Source organism: Bacillus sp. N1(2025), from assembly GCF_053470005.1.
In genome coordinates this window covers 42,157-57,816 of sequence record NZ_JBLTJB010000008.1, presented here as the reverse complement: position 1 = coordinate 57,816, position 15,660 = coordinate 42,157, and the positions used below count along the sequence as shown (strand labels likewise).

Annotated in this window: 17 protein-coding genes; 3 read left to right on the top strand and 14 right to left on the bottom strand. The window is 43.9% G+C overall.

All coding sequences use genetic code 11. The annotated features are described in order from the left end of the window. On the bottom strand, nucleotides 1-243 hold the full coding sequence (locus tag ACNFN4_RS16680; RefSeq protein ID WP_109566659.1) for a DUF2651 family protein: 243 nt from the start codon (nucleotides 241-243) through the stop codon (nucleotides 1-3). A gap of 334 nt (nucleotides 244-577) precedes the next feature. Here ACNFN4_RS16680 and glpT point away from each other — a divergent pair, with 334 nt between their 5' ends. After that, nucleotides 578-1,912, top strand: a complete 1,335-nt coding sequence (gene glpT, locus ACNFN4_RS16675; RefSeq protein WP_003156725.1) for a glycerol-3-phosphate transporter — start codon at nucleotides 578-580, stop codon at nucleotides 1,910-1,912. Between the two features lie 95 nt (nucleotides 1,913-2,007). Then, nucleotides 2,008-2,895, top strand: coding sequence for a glycerophosphodiester phosphodiesterase (locus ACNFN4_RS16670; protein WP_063174902.1), 888 nt, complete (start codon nucleotides 2,008-2,010; stop codon nucleotides 2,893-2,895). Nucleotides 2,896-3,077: 182 nt separating this feature from the next. Here the strand turns inward: ACNFN4_RS16670 and ACNFN4_RS16665 are convergent, their stop codons facing one another. From ACNFN4_RS16665 to ACNFN4_RS16655, 3 genes are all read right to left on the bottom strand, one after another. Beyond that, nucleotides 3,078-3,326, bottom strand: coding sequence for a DUF2651 family protein (locus tag ACNFN4_RS16665; RefSeq protein WP_014720665.1), 249 nt, complete (start codon nucleotides 3,324-3,326; stop codon nucleotides 3,078-3,080). 67 nt (nucleotides 3,327-3,393) lie between these two features. Further along, nucleotides 3,394-4,596: a hypothetical protein gene (locus tag ACNFN4_RS16660; RefSeq protein ID WP_448200324.1), complete on the bottom strand. Its 1,203-nt coding sequence runs from the start codon at nucleotides 4,594-4,596 to the stop codon at nucleotides 3,394-3,396. Between the two features lie 1,091 nt (nucleotides 4,597-5,687). Then, a complete protein-coding gene (locus ACNFN4_RS16655) occupies nucleotides 5,688-7,307 on the bottom strand; it encodes an APC family permease (protein ID WP_448200323.1) in 1,620 nt (539 codons plus the stop codon). A 185-nt stretch (nucleotides 7,308-7,492) separates the two neighbouring features. On the opposite strand from ACNFN4_RS16655, the gene ACNFN4_RS16650 reads away from it, so the two are divergent. After that, entirely contained in the window at nucleotides 7,493-7,753 is a 261-nt protein-coding gene (locus tag ACNFN4_RS16650) for a hypothetical protein (RefSeq protein WP_003156732.1), read from the top strand. A 44-nt stretch (nucleotides 7,754-7,797) separates the two neighbouring features. On the opposite strand, the gene ACNFN4_RS16645 is transcribed toward ACNFN4_RS16650, so the two are convergent. From ACNFN4_RS16645 to ACNFN4_RS16600, 10 genes are all read right to left on the bottom strand, one after another. Continuing rightward, nucleotides 7,798-8,496 (bottom strand): YqeB family protein, encoded by a 699-nt coding sequence (locus tag ACNFN4_RS16645; protein WP_053285454.1) that lies wholly within the window; start codon nucleotides 8,494-8,496, stop codon nucleotides 7,798-7,800. Nucleotides 8,497-8,604: 108 nt separating this feature from the next. Beyond that, entirely contained in the window at nucleotides 8,605-8,853 is a 249-nt protein-coding gene (locus ACNFN4_RS16640; RefSeq protein WP_029974790.1) for a sigma-G-dependent sporulation-specific acid-soluble spore protein CsgA, read from the bottom strand. A gap of 80 nt (nucleotides 8,854-8,933) precedes the next feature. Continuing rightward, the gene (locus ACNFN4_RS16635; RefSeq protein WP_007408988.1) at nucleotides 8,934-9,410 is read right to left on the bottom strand and encodes a DUF4879 domain-containing protein; all 477 of its coding nucleotides are present in this window, start codon (nucleotides 9,408-9,410) and stop codon (nucleotides 8,934-8,936) included. A 103-nt stretch (nucleotides 9,411-9,513) separates the two neighbouring features. Then, on the bottom strand, nucleotides 9,514-9,687 hold the full coding sequence (locus ACNFN4_RS16630; RefSeq protein WP_007609118.1) for a hypothetical protein: 174 nt from the start codon (nucleotides 9,685-9,687) through the stop codon (nucleotides 9,514-9,516). 19 nt (nucleotides 9,688-9,706) lie between these two features. Then, nucleotides 9,707-10,849, bottom strand: a complete 1,143-nt coding sequence (locus ACNFN4_RS16625) for an ABC transporter permease (protein ID WP_249685132.1) — start codon at nucleotides 10,847-10,849, stop codon at nucleotides 9,707-9,709. After that, nucleotides 10,846-12,033: an ABC transporter permease gene (locus tag ACNFN4_RS16620; protein WP_053285456.1), complete on the bottom strand. Its 1,188-nt coding sequence runs from the start codon at nucleotides 12,031-12,033 to the stop codon at nucleotides 10,846-10,848. Before ACNFN4_RS16620 ends, ACNFN4_RS16625 begins: the two co-directional genes overlap by 4 nt. Nucleotides 12,034-12,041: 8 nt before the next feature. Further along, nucleotides 12,042-12,977, bottom strand: a complete 936-nt coding sequence (locus ACNFN4_RS16615) for an ABC transporter ATP-binding protein (RefSeq protein ID WP_191389421.1) — start codon at nucleotides 12,975-12,977, stop codon at nucleotides 12,042-12,044. A 141-nt stretch (nucleotides 12,978-13,118) separates the two neighbouring features. Next, the gene (locus tag ACNFN4_RS16610) at nucleotides 13,119-13,763 is read right to left on the bottom strand and encodes a response regulator (RefSeq protein ID WP_448200322.1); all 645 of its coding nucleotides are present in this window, start codon (nucleotides 13,761-13,763) and stop codon (nucleotides 13,119-13,121) included. A 4-nt stretch (nucleotides 13,764-13,767) separates the two neighbouring features. After that, nucleotides 13,768-14,898, bottom strand: a complete 1,131-nt coding sequence (locus tag ACNFN4_RS16605) for a sensor histidine kinase (protein ID WP_232489370.1) — start codon at nucleotides 14,896-14,898, stop codon at nucleotides 13,768-13,770. Nucleotides 14,899-14,908: 10 nt separating this feature from the next. Further along, nucleotides 14,909-15,622: a YjjG family noncanonical pyrimidine nucleotidase gene (locus tag ACNFN4_RS16600; RefSeq protein ID WP_021495325.1), complete on the bottom strand. Its 714-nt coding sequence runs from the start codon at nucleotides 15,620-15,622 to the stop codon at nucleotides 14,909-14,911. Nucleotides 15,623-15,660: the final 38 nt, after the last annotated feature.

Genomic DNA, 15,660 nt, shown 5'->3' with positions numbered 1-15,660 from the left:
CTATTTTTTATTTTGGCTGATCACCACCATCGTAATATGCGATAACGCGAAAGAGACAAGCGTATACACAACGGCCCACCCGATAAACGAGACATTCAATACGGTAAATGTGCATATAAGGCAAACGGCTAAAGCGGCAGCCGGCATAATGAACGCGTTTTTAAACAAATACGTTCCGGCGACTGACAAGATGATGATACAAAGCGGCAGAACACCGAACGCAAAATCCAATTCATCAATCAACAGATGCACTCCCTTCGCTTTTCTTAGTTCGGCCTAACACATCTTATGCCTGAGTACAAAATCGAGTACTTCAAATCTTTCGCGCTCCGGCTGATATTCCCTCCGGTTATTTATTCAAAAAAATGAAAACTTTCCTTAAAGCGTTTACATTCACGTCAGACTGTGATAATTTAAGAAAGCGCTATCATACACAAGTTAATGATTTTTGGATGGAGATGAGGAGAACCAGGAAACCCCGCCCTTTCACAAGGGTGATTTCTGGTTCTTTTTGTCATTTTCAAGGAAAGGAGTCATACATACATCATGATAGACGTTCAGCAAAGGGGAGGATATGATGTTTCAATTGTTTAAGCCGGCTCCGCATATTGAGAGATTGGATGATTCAAAGACGGATGCGGCCTATAAACGGCTCAGGCTGCAAGTATTTTTGGGGATTTTCATCGGGTATGCCGGGTATTATTTACTTCGCAAAAACTTTGCCTTCGCTATTCCTTATTTTCAGGAACAAGGGTTTTCAAAAGGGGAACTCGGCTTGGTGCTTGCGGCCGTATCAATCGCTTACGGCTTCAGTAAATTTATTATGGGGATGGTGTCTGACCGCTGCAACCCGAGGTATTTCCTTGCGACAGGTCTGTTTTTGTCAGGTGTCGTAAACATTTTATTTGTTTCCATGCCATGGGTCACGTCAAGCGTGACGATTATGTTCATTTTTATGTTTATTAACGGATGGTTTCAAGGGATGGGCTGGCCGCCTTGCGGACGGACGATGGCTCATTGGTTTTCCATCAGTGAACGCGGAACGAAAATGTCGATATGGAATGTCGCCCATAACATAGGCGGAGGTATTCTCGCCCCGCTCGTGACTCTCGGCATCGCCATGTTTGTTACTTGGAAAAGCGTATTTTTCTTTCCGGCGATTATCGCCATCGTCATTTCATTTGTGATTGTTCTTCTCGTTCGGGACACGCCGCAATCCTGCGGGCTTCCGCCGATTGAAGAATACCGGAATGACTATCCGAAACATGCGTTCAAAGACCAGGAAAAAGAGATGACGACCAAAGAAATTCTTTTCAAATACGTGCTGAATAATAAATTTCTGTGGTATATCGCATTTGCCAATGTCTTTGTTTATTTCGTGCGTTACGGTGTCGTTGACTGGGCGCCGACTTATTTGACGGAAGCGAAAGGGTTCTCTCCTGAAGACTCCAGATGGTCTTATTTCCTTTATGAATATGCGGGAATTCCGGGAACGATTTTGTGCGGCTGGATCAGCGACCGATTTTTCAAAAGCCGCCGCGCACCGGCCGGCGTGCTGTTCATGGCCGGCGTATTTATCGCTGTATTGGTCTACTGGCTTAACCCTGCCGGTCATCCGCTCATCGATAATATCGCGCTGATCAGCATCGGCTTCTTAATCTATGGACCTGTCATGCTGATCGGGCTTCAGGCCATTGACCTTGCGCCTAAAAAAGCGGCGGGAACGGCAGCCGGCTTAACCGGGTTTTTCGGCTACATCGGAGGCTCTGCTTTCGCCAACGCCATCATGGGTTATGTCGTAGACCGCTTTGACTGGAACGGCGGCTTTATCATGCTTATCTCCTCATGCGTGCTGTCCATCGTCTTCTTGGCTATGACGTGGAATACGGGCAAGCGGGCGGAGCATGTGTAAGAAAACAACATAAAAGATTAATATTTTTGCAGTACAGCATTTACAACGATTTTCTACACTAGAGACAGATATTGATTTTTAAGGGGGAAGAAAACATGCGGAAACATAAGTTGTTTGCTTTGGTATTGCTTTCATTCGGTTTATTGTCATTCATCGTCACGCCTGTATCGGCGGCGGGAAAAGGAAACCTCTTGTCTCCTGACAGAATTTTAACCATTGCCCATCGCGGTGCTTCGGGGTATGTCCCGGAGCACACGATCCTTTCTTATGAAACTGCGCAAAAAATGAAGGCTGACTATATTGAGTTGGATTTACAAATGACAAAAGACGGCAAGCTGATCGTCATGCATGATGAAAAGCTGGACCGCACCACAAACGGACAAGGCTGGGTGAAGGATCATACATTAGCCGAGATTCAAAAGCTCGACGCCGGTTCTTGGTTCAATAAGGCCTATCCGGAAAAAGCAAAACCGCAATACGCCGGACTTCGCGTTCCCACACTTGATGACGTGTTAAAACGGTTCGGCAGACATGCAAACTATTATATTGAAACAAAGGCGCCCGAAACATATCCGGGTATGGAAGAAAAACTGATCGCTTCACTGAAAAAATATAAATTGGCAGGAAAGCATGCGAAACTTGGACAAGTTATCATTCAGTCTTTCAGCAGGGACAGCCTTCTGAAAATCAAACAGCTCGATCCGAAACTTCCCGCCGTCCAATTGCTTGAAGCGGAACAGATGACGTCAATGACTGACGCAGATTTAACGGACATCAAAACATATGCCGTCGGAATCGGACCGGATTACAAAGCGCTGAACGCTCAAAATGTCCGAAACATTCGCAGCCACGGCCTACTGCTTCACCCTTACACCGTGAACAGCGAGACGGACATGCGCCGTCTGCTGAATTGGGGCGTAACCGGTGTGTTTACCAACTATGCGGATATATTCCAAAAGGTCAAAAAAGAATACAAATCATAAAGCCAGCATGGGTTCGGGGATGATGCCGAACCCATGTTTTTTTGCCTGATAATGCAAACGCCATCATGGGTTATGTAGCGGGCGGGGCATGTTATTAAAAGGCTGAGATTCACCTTAATTGTAAAAAGGTATCACAGTAATGATGAATTACTTGTGATACCTTTTTAATCAAAGGAATATAATTATTTATTTCTATTATCTATTTTCTTTCTTATACTATTTGTAATAGACGATAATACAAGTGATACTAAACCATAGACAACCACCCATCCCCAGAAGGATAGATTAAAAACAGTGAACATTAATATGACTGAAACAACTATACTGACAAGCGGCATTATATACACTTTTTTGAAAATATAAGTGAATATAATCGATAAGACGATAATAGAAAGTGGTAAAATACCAAAAGCAAGATCTAGCTCATCCATTATTATTCTCCTTTGTGAATTTAATTTCCCCTTAAGTATACTCACTCAGCTGTCTAGCCATTTATATCTAATCACTCCATACTTCTTTGTTTTTCTTAATCATAAAAAAGTCATATTCAGAAACATGGGTATTGTTAATAATTTTTTCAAGTCCTCTGATAGGAGTAGATTTTAATTTTTTTCCGTTTTTATAAGAGTAAGAATTAATCACATATTTCCCGCCCTTGCTTATTTCTAACAAGAAAATTTTAGACTCGTCAAAATAAGTGAATTTTGCTTGGTTTTCAAATTTTGTCGACCTATTTAACGGGATTTTTTTTCCCGGCTTCATACTTTTCAGATCGAAAGTATAAAGTATTGAATTAGCTGCCAAATGATATAAAGTGTCATTTTTCACAAAAAAGTTATTAGTGGAAAGAGGAATTGCCAGTTGAGAAATTTCCTCAGGGATATTATAGCTGCCTAAAGGAAAAGCCCCTTTGTACTTATTATGTTTTAAATCAATTTCTGCTACTTTGAATTGTACTTTGTTTGATTTATCCGTTTGGTTATATAGTATAAAAAAGGCTGAGCTTTTTTTAACTATTATCTGTAAATAAACACTCCAATTTTCTTCATTTAATATAGGAATTGTTGTTCCTTTCCCTACTGTAACTTTATCTTTATCTATTTTAATACCCTGAAAAGTCGGTGTTTTGATTGAAGAATCTTCATTTATCACGTAAATATATTCACCGTCATTACCGGTACTTGTATAGAAACCCGGAATAATCTTTTCATGAAATCCACTGCCGTTACCCCATCTGATTAAACTATTATAATGGTTTTCACCGACTCCTTGATTATTCAAAAAATAAAAGATATTTTCTTTTATTAAATGGCCTGATGATTGCCCATAACTTGTATGTACTTGATGTTGCATCGGGAATTTTTTAAAGTTACCGCCTATCATATAAACTTCTTTTTTGTCCTGTCTAACTATGTTTTTTTCATCTTGTGCAATGGTTCCAACTTCAATAGCATCTCCTTTTACAGCTGTTGCTTTTCCTGTTTCATCAATATATACAGTATAACTCCCATCTTTAGGGTAATCTATTGTAGCTGAATAATATATAGCTGCAATTTTATCATTCAAGAAATTCTTTTCTTTTTCTGTTTCAGTTTGTTTAACATCAGAAACTGTATTAGTATATTTAAAAGTTCCGATACATATAAATATACCTATTAATACTATGACCGCAATTATAATTAACCACTTAATTTTGTTCAAATATAATCTCACTCCTTAAAATAATAATGACTCCCTAAATAAACTTAGGGAGTGAAAATAATTCATCTAATTGTTTTAATAGTTTTTGTATAATCGGAATCTCTGATGTCTCTTGGATAGACGCCCATACCTTTATCTTTATCCATATCTATACCAGCCTTTAGCTTAAAAGCTGACCATAATAGTTTTGAACAGTTTTTATCACCATAATGGCTCGATTTTCTATTTGTTGCAAAATTGTATGAATAACTATCCTTCCCAACCCTGCTGTAACCCCAATTTACTGAATTATTTTTTTAGAACTAGAAACTTTTACATTTTGAATTACAGCGTTTTTTTCGACCTTACGTTTCGAGGAAGCTATTGCACGAACACCTTTTTTAGGAACCGATTCGACAATTTGATTTCCCTTATAGTACATACCGACATGTCCATGCGGAAGCCCAAAAGTAGATGCAGGTGTATAGTAAACATTACCTTTGGAGCTGGATCCTATAATTTTTGATCCGCTATTCTTGCCCATTGTTATCTAGCTTTTCTTGCTTCTTGATTCAATTAATTCTTTTTTCGACAGATTCGGATTCATTTTCAATATGTAGTTTACTGTTTCTGAATTATACGAGTCCACAGCCTTAACACTCGTAAAACCTCCAAACACTAAGGGAGTAACGATGCTTAATGTTGCAAAAAATCTTCGCGTTTTCATACTTATTACCCCTAACTATTTACTTTCCCACATTTTAATTTATTATACAATTATTGCAAACACAACTTACGTACTGTATTTTCTCTGTGGTTAATTATTTGTTTTGTCTCTAAAACTTTGACTTGAAGTACAGGAAAAAGGATGAGCATGGAGAAGAAGGAAACACATAAAAGATTAATAGTTGCCCAACATATCTTTTACATTCATTGTTTAATATGGAAGACAGTTATTGATAAGGCGGAGAAATCATGAGAAAAAAAGAATACTGGCCTTGGTTGTCCTGTCGTTAGGCTTGCTCATTCATCGTCACGTCTGTATCGAACCCATGTTTTTTCGTCCGATCAAAAAACCTTGCGGGAACTTACCGCAAGGTTTTTATCAATCATTACTCTTTTCCGGCAGCGGCTTCCGCCTGTCCGCCTTTTAATTGATCGTTGATTGCTTTGGCGTCTTTCAAATACTCAGTCTTGAATCCGCTCTTCAGCGCCCACGCATAGAAGGCAAGGGCAACGATTGCGATCAGCCCCATATCCCAGCCGTACGGAATGATGTTCAGACCGCCGAATTTTTCACTTCCGAGCCATGAAATGACCATCATGCTGAGCAGATAGACAACCATCCAGACGCCGCCTTTAAAGTTTCTGCAGAATCCTTTCCACTTCGCTTTCGCTTGGTAGTAGAAATAAATCGGAAGGCCGATCAAAATGATAAACAGCACCTGCCCTGTTAACGGCCAGCGCGCCCAATACAGCACGAGAGACGCGAACACGAAGCCGAGCGGTGCAACCACGCTGAGGCCTTTCAGACGGAGAGGCCGGTACAAATCCGCCGCCGTCCGCCGCAGCGTCATCACCGTCACGGGACCCGTGATATAAGAAATCAGCGTCGCAACGGAAATGATTTCAGCAAGCACGCCCCATCCTCTGAATAAAAACAAAAAGATAAACGATACGATCAGATTGAAAATCATCGCTTGGCGCGGCACGCCGTACAGCGGATGAAGCTTTCCGAAAATGCTCGGCATATATTTATTTTTTTCCATGCCGTAAATCATGCGTGACGTCGTAGCGGTATAAGTGATACCCGTTCCTGACGGAGAAACGAACGCGTCCGCATAAAGAATAATGACAAGCCAGTTGATATTCAATGCGATCGCCAAATCGGCAAATGGAGAGTTGAAGTTCAGGTGACTCCAGCCGTGAACGATCATGGAAGGTTCAACCGCACCGATAAATGCGATTTGCAATAGGACGTAAATGACGGTTGCGACCAGCAGCGAACCGACAACCGCAATCGGAATCGATTTGCCGGGATTTTTTGCTTCTCCGGCCATGTTAATCGGGCTTTGAAACCCGTTAAACGCAAATACGATACCCGATGTAGCCACCGCCGTCAGCACGCTTGCCCAGCCGTTCGGCGCAATGCTTGAACCGGATGTGAAGTTTCCGCCGTGAAAACCGGTAAACAGCAGCGCTCCGATTGTCAGCCCCGGAATAATGATTTTAAATATGGTAATCAATGAATTCGCTTTTGAAAATAAGTTAACTGTCCAAAAATTCAGTAAAAAGTAAATAATCAGTAATACGGATGCGAAGCCGAGCCCCTCTCCCGTAAGAGTGCCGTTGTGAACGAGATTGCTTGTCCATTTTGCCCATTCCCACGGCCATGAGCTCATATATTGAACAGACGCAACCGCCTCCACCGGAATAACGGAAACAATCGCAATCCAGTTTGCCCATCCTGCGATAAATCCAATAAATGATCCGTGAGAATATTGAGTATATTTTACCATTCCCCCGGCTTCCGGGAACATTGAACCCAATTCACTGTAAGAAAGTGCGATAAACAAAATAACGATCATACCGATAATCCAGGAAATAATTGCGGCAGGTCCCGCAATCTGAGCCGCCCGCCACGCCCCGAATAACCAGCCGGAGCCAATCATCGACCCAAGTCCGACCATCATGAGTGCAAACGTTCCCATTCTGCGATGTAATTGATTCATAAAGTTAACACCTTTCAATTAAAATATGACTCCAGCGCTATCATATATTTATAATATTATTCTGAAAATAGATTTGTCAATCTTTATCGCATTAAAGCGGCAAGCCAAAATTAACCTTCCGATGTTTAAACAGCCGTTAAGCGGGAATAACTACTGCAAGCCAGAAATAGAAAGGAGTTTTTATCGTGAAACAAAAACTGCTCATTTCAGGACTTGCCGTGTCGACTGTCGGAGTGACTTCCTACCTGCTCAAAGATAAATCAAACCGCCAAAAGGTGATGAACTTTATCCGCAATATGAAAACATCGCTCTCCGGGAAGCAGGATATTGAATCATTCCCCGTCAACAAAGCAGGCAACCCGCATCCCGAAGATATTGAAGATAACAAAATGGTATCCGAAGGCTCCATGTACCCGGTTCAATATTATGATGACAAGAAGAAATAATCTGTTCCCGGGCTGCCCGGCCGTATCAAACGGCGGCAGCTTTTTTATGCAGACGGCGTTTTATAGGTCCGCCAATATTGGCGCGATCCTTTCTCCCGCACAGTAATGCCCAGTTTGGATATTTCCGCTTTCAGCTCTTTCGCATCAGCCTTTTCCTCCTCTTTCAGCGCCTTTTCTCTCGCTTTTAAAAGAGCATTTGCCCCCGGCTCCAAATCCGGCGTGTCCGGCACCCACCGTTTGTATTCTTCTTTAAAAGGATCTTCCGTCCCCAGCCAGACATACCCATGCGCGCGAAACGCATCAGCCGCTTTTTCAACCGCCGGCTCAAGCTTCTCCCGAAAAAGCTCCTGTCCTTCAGTGCCTAATAAGACAAGATGCTTCTCATCCGTAAACACACCGGAAATGCTGTCTTTCGAAAACACGCTTTCTTCATTATATATGGTTAAGGACACCTCGCTGTCCGTCACGACCGCCGTAAGACATTCTTTAAAAACAGTCCGCGTCAGCCACATTCCCCCGATTAAGCCGATAACGGCGATGACAGCCGCAGCCTTCCATCCGTGAAAAGAAGCGATCATTTCCAGCGGCCCGATAACAGGCAGCCAATCCAATGTTACGGCCCACTTCGCAATGACCGGCAGAAACCATCCGATGACCAGCCCCAATAATGGCGGCACCAGAAAAACCAAAGCTTTTTCAACCGATGATAACTCAAGAACCGTCTGTTTTTTTATTTCGTTCATGTTTCTCCTCCGTCTGTTTTTTTCACAACTATCCATTATACAAAGAGTTGGATGATTCTGTAAACTGTTTCCGAAACAATAAAAGCCTCCCGACCGCCGGGAGGCTTTTTAAAACAGGAGCTCATATACTTCATTCAATTCCATCGTGCGCTTCTCATCCTGCTCGTTCTCAGCATATTTGATTTCCTTTTCAAGCACCTGATTCAGCGCATCCATTTCCAAATCATTTAGATCTTTCACAAACTCGCCCTCATTTTCATAATGCTTCACCTGAAGCTTTTTATAAATCCCTCGGCACACATCATGCTCCAAGTGGTTCGAAAGCGACTCGCGCAAATATCCGAGTGTCCTGTCCATCATGTAAGCCCTCCCTTTTCTTTAGGAATAGCTTCCCGGAAAGAGAGAAAAACTATACATGAAAGCACCGGGCGGCTGTTTTAACTCTGTACCTGAATGGAGAAAAATCCGCTGCTTAACGGTGTGTACGGCCCGTTCAGCCCCGTTGCGGAGAAAGAGAACGTTCCTGAACTGACATAAGAAAGAGGAACACTGTAATATTTAATATAGCCTGTAACAATATTGCCGTTTTTCGTATATTCATCTTCCAGAGCTTTTGACGTAAGATTTGTAATATTCGTTCCGTTGTTAAACGCCTGGATCGTGTTATTGTTCGGATACCCTTGGAAATATACGGCTAAATAACCCGTTGTACCCTTCATCGGTTTTGATGCGCTGATTTGGTTCGGCCCGATATTTTCCCATTGGTAACTCTGACCGTCAGACGTCACACCGATAATACGGATTTGTGTTAAAGCAGGAGCCGGCGCCGCAGACGCTGATGGAGCCCACAACCCGCTCACAAGCAACAAAACAGCGGCGGCTGCCGCGAATAGCATAACGAGTCTCTTTTTCATGTTTTTTCCCCCTCTTATTCTTTTCGTAGAATCCTATACTATTTTACACGATTTACAAGGAAAAAGATTACATTTTACAAAAGAGTCCGGAACACTTTGTGAACTAGATATGAAACGCTCTTGAAACGCCGTTGATCATGAGAAAGATGCCGCAGATTCTTAACACGACTCTCGAACTTCTGTCATCTTTACCGAAAAAGGTTTTTCCGAGCCTCCCGATCCATACATTCATTGCGGCTCCCGCGAGCAATTCTATGATTCCGATCATTTCTGCCATATAAAAAGCAGCCACCCTTCTAACCATTTTTTTTCATATGACGGTTTATCATATAAAGTGATAAGACTAATGACGCTGCACCGGCAGCAAGAAACAGGCTCAGCGGCACGATCTGCATGCTGCCTCCGCCATTGTTTTGAAATGCGCCGATCGCCCATTTTTCAGGAGTAAACAACGACAGCATCCGCATGTACTCCGGAGCCGCGTCTAAAGTGAAGAAAGCCCCTCCCAATAAACCCGTGACAGCTATAAAAACGGAAGCAAGCGACGTGAATTGCTTCTGGCTCTTCATGAACGGTATCACAGCCATCGTTACAGCAGTCAGCGCAAACGAGCAGGCCGCAAGCACCGCTCCCGCAGCAAAAACATGATCAGCAAAACGGATATGCAGCATGAATGTTCCGGCAGCGAGGATCACGATAATATGGAGAAGTCCGAAAAGATACGCCGCCGCAAACTTAGAGATTGCATATGCCGTATAGGAAACGGGCGTGCTCAGCAATCTGTCATATGTATGATTTTCTTGTTCATCTATAAATGATCGCAGGCTTTGGACTGCAACGAACCAGATAAACATCACTAAAAATCCGATAAGTCTGTCGGCTGCCTGTCCGCCTTCATAAACGTGATGGCGGTCAACATAGACGGTGGAATGACCCTGAATATCCTTCAAGAGATCAGCTGCCGCCTGCTTCCCGTCGGTGTGCAGCGTGCGGGATATCACTTTTGCATCGCGGACTATTTTTTTCAGCGCGCCCGCCTGCTGCGCAATCAGCTGCTCTGTCAAAACAGCATCACCCTTTTCTTCATTCTGAATAAATGAAACGTTCAATTCATCTCCGGAAAATAATTTTTCTTCAAAATGAGAGCCGATCAGCAATCCGAAGGAAATATCCTGATGATTAACCTTTGTTTTTAATACGTCCTCCGTGACCTTCGTGATTTTTATATGGCCGGCTGTCTGAATCATTTTCATAAATTGCGCTGAATAGGCGCTCTGATCCTCATCAGCTACATATACTTCCTTCTGCTGACTGCCTTCCGCAGAAAAGGAAAAGAAATATGTGAGAAGGAGCGGGGCGGAAATCGTCGCAAAGATGGCAGCCCGATTTTGCAGCATCAGTTTCAGCTGATGTCTGATCATGAATAACAGCTGCGTCATGAAACAGCCTCCTTCCGTTTAAACACCCAGATGGTCAAACATAAAAACACGGCGCCGATGGCGGCAAGCTCTGCCAAATCCGTCGAAATACCGCTCAGACCGGCATGCTGCGTGACACTGACATAGCTGTTGATCGCTTTGCCGTTCGGTATCAGCTCCTGCACGATTTTCAAACTGTCAGGCAAGCTGTCTTTTGCGATAAAGCTTCCGCCTAAAAAACTGAATCCGTATAAAATGGGAGCCGCCATGCTTGAGACGGTCTCGTGGTTTTTTGCAGCAACCCCCCAAAGAAGCACGATACTGCCGATCGCAAATGAATAAACAATCGTAACCAGCAATATTTCAAACAAATTGCCCCATTTTACCTGATACAAGATGCTGCTTGCGATGATGACGGCAGCCATTTGCATAAGGATGGCAAGCATGATTCCCAAAAGCTTACCCGCCACATACTGGATACGTAAAACAGGCATTGATTTGATTCTGAATAACGTGTGCTGCTGTCTCTCTTCCACTATCCCGTGAATGAGCGCAAACGCGGTCATAATGGAGAACATGACGACCATTGCGATTGAATAATACTGCATCGCATCAATCGGAGCCGCGTGATTGCCGGCCGACTGTTTCGGAATGGTGACAGCCTGTTCACGTTCACCCGAAAGGCCGCTGATGATTTTGCTGGCATCTCCCTTTGACAGATGTCCCGACTTCTTCAGCACCGCTTTTTCTTCACTGATCTCCGCTTTTACTCTGGTGACAAACGAATCAGCCATCATTTCCACAATGTCTCCGTTTACAGAGCCTTGTTGGTCCGAGATGACTTTGATACTTGTTTTCTCATTATGTTCTGCCGCTTTTGCAAAGCCTTTCGGCACGTATACAAAAACGGAGACTTTGCCGCTTTCGACAAGCTGTTTCCCTTCTTGGTAACTGCCTATGTCTTTTACCCGGATGAGATCAGTTTGTTTCAGCACGTCATTTTTTAATACGTCGCCTAAAGAACTCTCCGCGTGATCCGCATTATAAAACGCGGTCTGAAATGGCTTCACTTTCGAATCACCGTGAAAAACCGTTCCTAAAATAAAAATCATCAGCGCCGGAAACAGAATCAGTTTTATATAGAAAGACTTTGCTCCGGCCAATAACCGAAAATCTAATAAGATCAGCCTGAATAATATTTTCATGACGCCCCCTATGAATCCCGCAGCGTTTTGCCGGTGAGCCGGAGGAAAATGCTTTCCAGATTGGCTTCCTCGAAATGAATGCCCTTAATGGTGATACCGGTTTTCCTGATATCATCCGCAATATCAAGGATATTGCGATCTGCCGCAGAGACGAGCATCGTAATGGTCTGCTGGCTGACAGCAGCCTCGGCAACACCGGGAATGCGGCGGATTTTTTTAACGGCATCATCATTCAGCCCCTCTGCATTCACGATCAAGGTATCAGAGGCTTTGGCTGACTGCTTCAATTCGTCTTTCGTCCCGCAGGCAATGATTGAGCCGTGATCCATGATCGCCGCTTTTTCACAGAGGTATTCGACCTCTTCCATGTAATGACTCGTGTAGATGACGGTCATCCCTTTTTCTTGATTTAACGTCTTCACGGTTTCAAGAATATGATGTCTGGATTGCGGATCAATTCCGACAGTCGGTTCATCTAAAATGAATAGTTTCGGTTCATTCATTAGCGCGGCACCGATATTCACCCGTCTTTTCATGCCGCCTGAAAATTCAGATACCCTTTGGTTTCGCTGTTCCTTTAATTGGATGATGTCCAGCACTTCATCAACCCGTTTACAAAGTTCCTTACCGGACAGTCCGTACAGACTCCCGAAAAAAGCCAAATTATCCTTTGCGCTTAACGCTTGATATAAAGCGATTTCCTGCGGGACGACTCCCATCACTTTTTTTATGGCCGCAGGCTGTTCGTGTAATGAAGTTCCGTCAATGCAGATTGTTCCGCCCGTCGGCGGGAGCACAGTGCTGATCATCGACACCGTTGTTGATTTACCGGCGCCGTTTGGTCCCAGCAGACCGAATATCTCTCCTTTTTCGACGCGCAGTGATATATGATTGACAGCGGTAAAATCGCCGTACTTCTTTGTCAAATCCGTTAATTCGAGCATTCGTGCAGCACTCCTTGTGTCATGTCTGCACTTATTCTACTCTCGGCAATCCTTGTTTTCTATTCACTTTCGTACTCGATATGGATATTACTTTCGTCATATGTTTAGTGATAAAAAGGAAGAGAGGAGGGTGAAGCGGGGTTATACCAATTTTTGCAAATATAAAGTAAGCTCGGTTCTGTTTGACACTTCAAGTTTATCGAGGATTCTGGATACATAGTTTTTCACAGTGCCTTCAGTCAGAAATAAGTCTGCGGCAATGCGTTTATTGCTTTTGCCTTCCATAATGTGTTTCGCCACATCAAGCTCTCTCGGCGTGAGAATCTCCGTCAGCTTTGACTGCGGCTCTTCCTGCACCGCAGGGATCTCCATATTGTTCAGCGCTTTTACGACGGAAACCGTGATTTTGGGATTCAGCATCATCTTCCCTTCATAAACGGCTTGAAGGGAGGCGATAATTTCATCTGAATCAGCATCCTTCAAGAGATAGCCGTCGGCTCCGCTTTTCAGCCCGGCAAAAATATAGTGATCATCTTCAAACGTTGTCAGAATGATGACTTTTACGGACGGATATCGCGCTTTTACCGCTTTTGTCGTTTCGATTCCGTCCATACCGGGCATTCTGATATCCATCAAAATCACATCAGTTTCGGATTGAGAAAGCAGCCGGAGCACCTCTTCGCCGCAAGAAGCCTCTCCCGATATTTGAATTCCTTCGTGAAGACTCAGAATCATTTTCAGCCCCTCTCTCACAATGGACTGGTCGTCTGCAATCATGACATTCACTTGATTAATCCTCCTTGCACGGAATCCTTATTTTCACGTCAAAACCCGTTTCCTTCCCAGACGAGAAAACAGCCTCTCCGCCAAGTGCGGCTGCTCTTTTCTCAATTCCTTTCAGACCATTTGATTTTATGATCGTTCCGCAGGCTGAGCCGTTATTATGAATATGCGCCAATATCATGTTTCGGTTTTTTTGAATCCGGACAGAAACATATGAAGCATGTCCATGCTTTATCGCATTCGTAATCGTTTCCTGAACGGATTGATAAAGACAATGCTTCACATCCGGCTGTTCCGCTTCTATGGCCGCATCCATCTCCAGCTCGAAGCGTATGCCTCCCGCCTCTTGAAAATGGCTGAAAATGTCACGAAGCTCTTGCTCAAATCCCCGCCCCGGCAAAGAGCCCTGCAGCAGCATAACGGCCTGGCGAAGCTTTAAAATGGATTCTTTCGTAAGATCATGCGCCTTATGAATGATCTGCTTCACTTTGTCCGGCTGATGCCCGGCTGTCTTCCCGGCAAATTCCAAATTCATTTTCAGAGCAGCCAGATAATGACCGAGAGAATCATGCAGCTCCTGCGCAATTCTTGTTCTTTCTTTCGTAACGGCCAGTTCCTCAATCCGGTCTGAATATTCCTTCAGTGTATCATTAGCGATCTTCAGCTCTCGGTTCAGCAATTCAACCTTCGACTTCTCCTGCAGGTTTTTCCTATATAAATAAATCACCGCAAACATGATGAAGTATGGCGGCACGATATCACTGACACCCGCTCCGCCGGCGTATAAAGCTGCGGCAAATGCGGCGGCATTCATCGTTAACAAAACAGCCGAAATCTGCTTATCAGTAATAAGCACCTCCGCCAATAAAAGCACCATTACGGCCTGTGTCCCCACACTATAGACATTGTACAAAAGAACTCCCGCGATAACGCTGCTCAGGAGAAAAGAGCCTTGATATATAGCCGGTCTTCTCTTCATATACAGCGGCCGCAGGCAGTCATTAGCCGTCAGCATCATCACGAGCACAGACAAAAAAACCTTCAGCTCCCCCCGGCCGGGAGGAAGCTGAAGAATCGCATGAAAGATTGATAGTAATGCAAAACCCCTGATCAGTAACTTCGTATGTGCAATCTTCATCGTATTCTCCTTACAAATGAGCGGCGGCTTTCCGCTCCACGTTCAGCACATCATACAGCTCATCAAGCGAATGAATCTCGTATGTCGGGATGATTCCGGACTCATTTGCTTTCTTTCCGGGATTAAACCAGCACGTATCAATTCCCGCCATCTGACCGCCTTTTATGTCCGCGCTCAGTGAATCGCCGATAATAAGTCCGCCCTCGGCAGAAAAACCGGGAATTCTCGCAAACACGTAATCAAAGTATTCCTTCATCGGCTTTTGAAAACCCGTGTCCTCAGATACAAACACATCTTTAAAGAACGGATACAGACCGGAGTCGCCCAGCCGCTTATATTGTGATCTTGAGACGCCGTTCGTCACGATGTATAAATCAAATAAAGGACTCAGCCGTTCAATCAGCTCATAAGCTCCGTCTATCATCTGGTGCCCTTCTTCTAAGTATTGGCGGTACGCCTGATTCAACAGCACGCCGTCGGCTTCGAGGCCGTATTCTTTAAACAAAAGGGCAAACCGTGTATTCACCACTTCATCGCGGGTCATTTCCCCCTCTTCAAACGCTTTCCACAGCCCCTGATTTAACGCTTTATAACGGGCTTCCACCTCTGCCGTCAGCTCCAGCTTTGAACCTTGAAACAATTTTTGAAGAGCATCGGTTTCTGAAGCGGTAAAATCCAGCAGCGTATTGTCTATATCAAATAATAACGTACGGTAATGACTCATCGATGTTTCCCCCGGTTCTGCTTTTTTTAACCAGTATA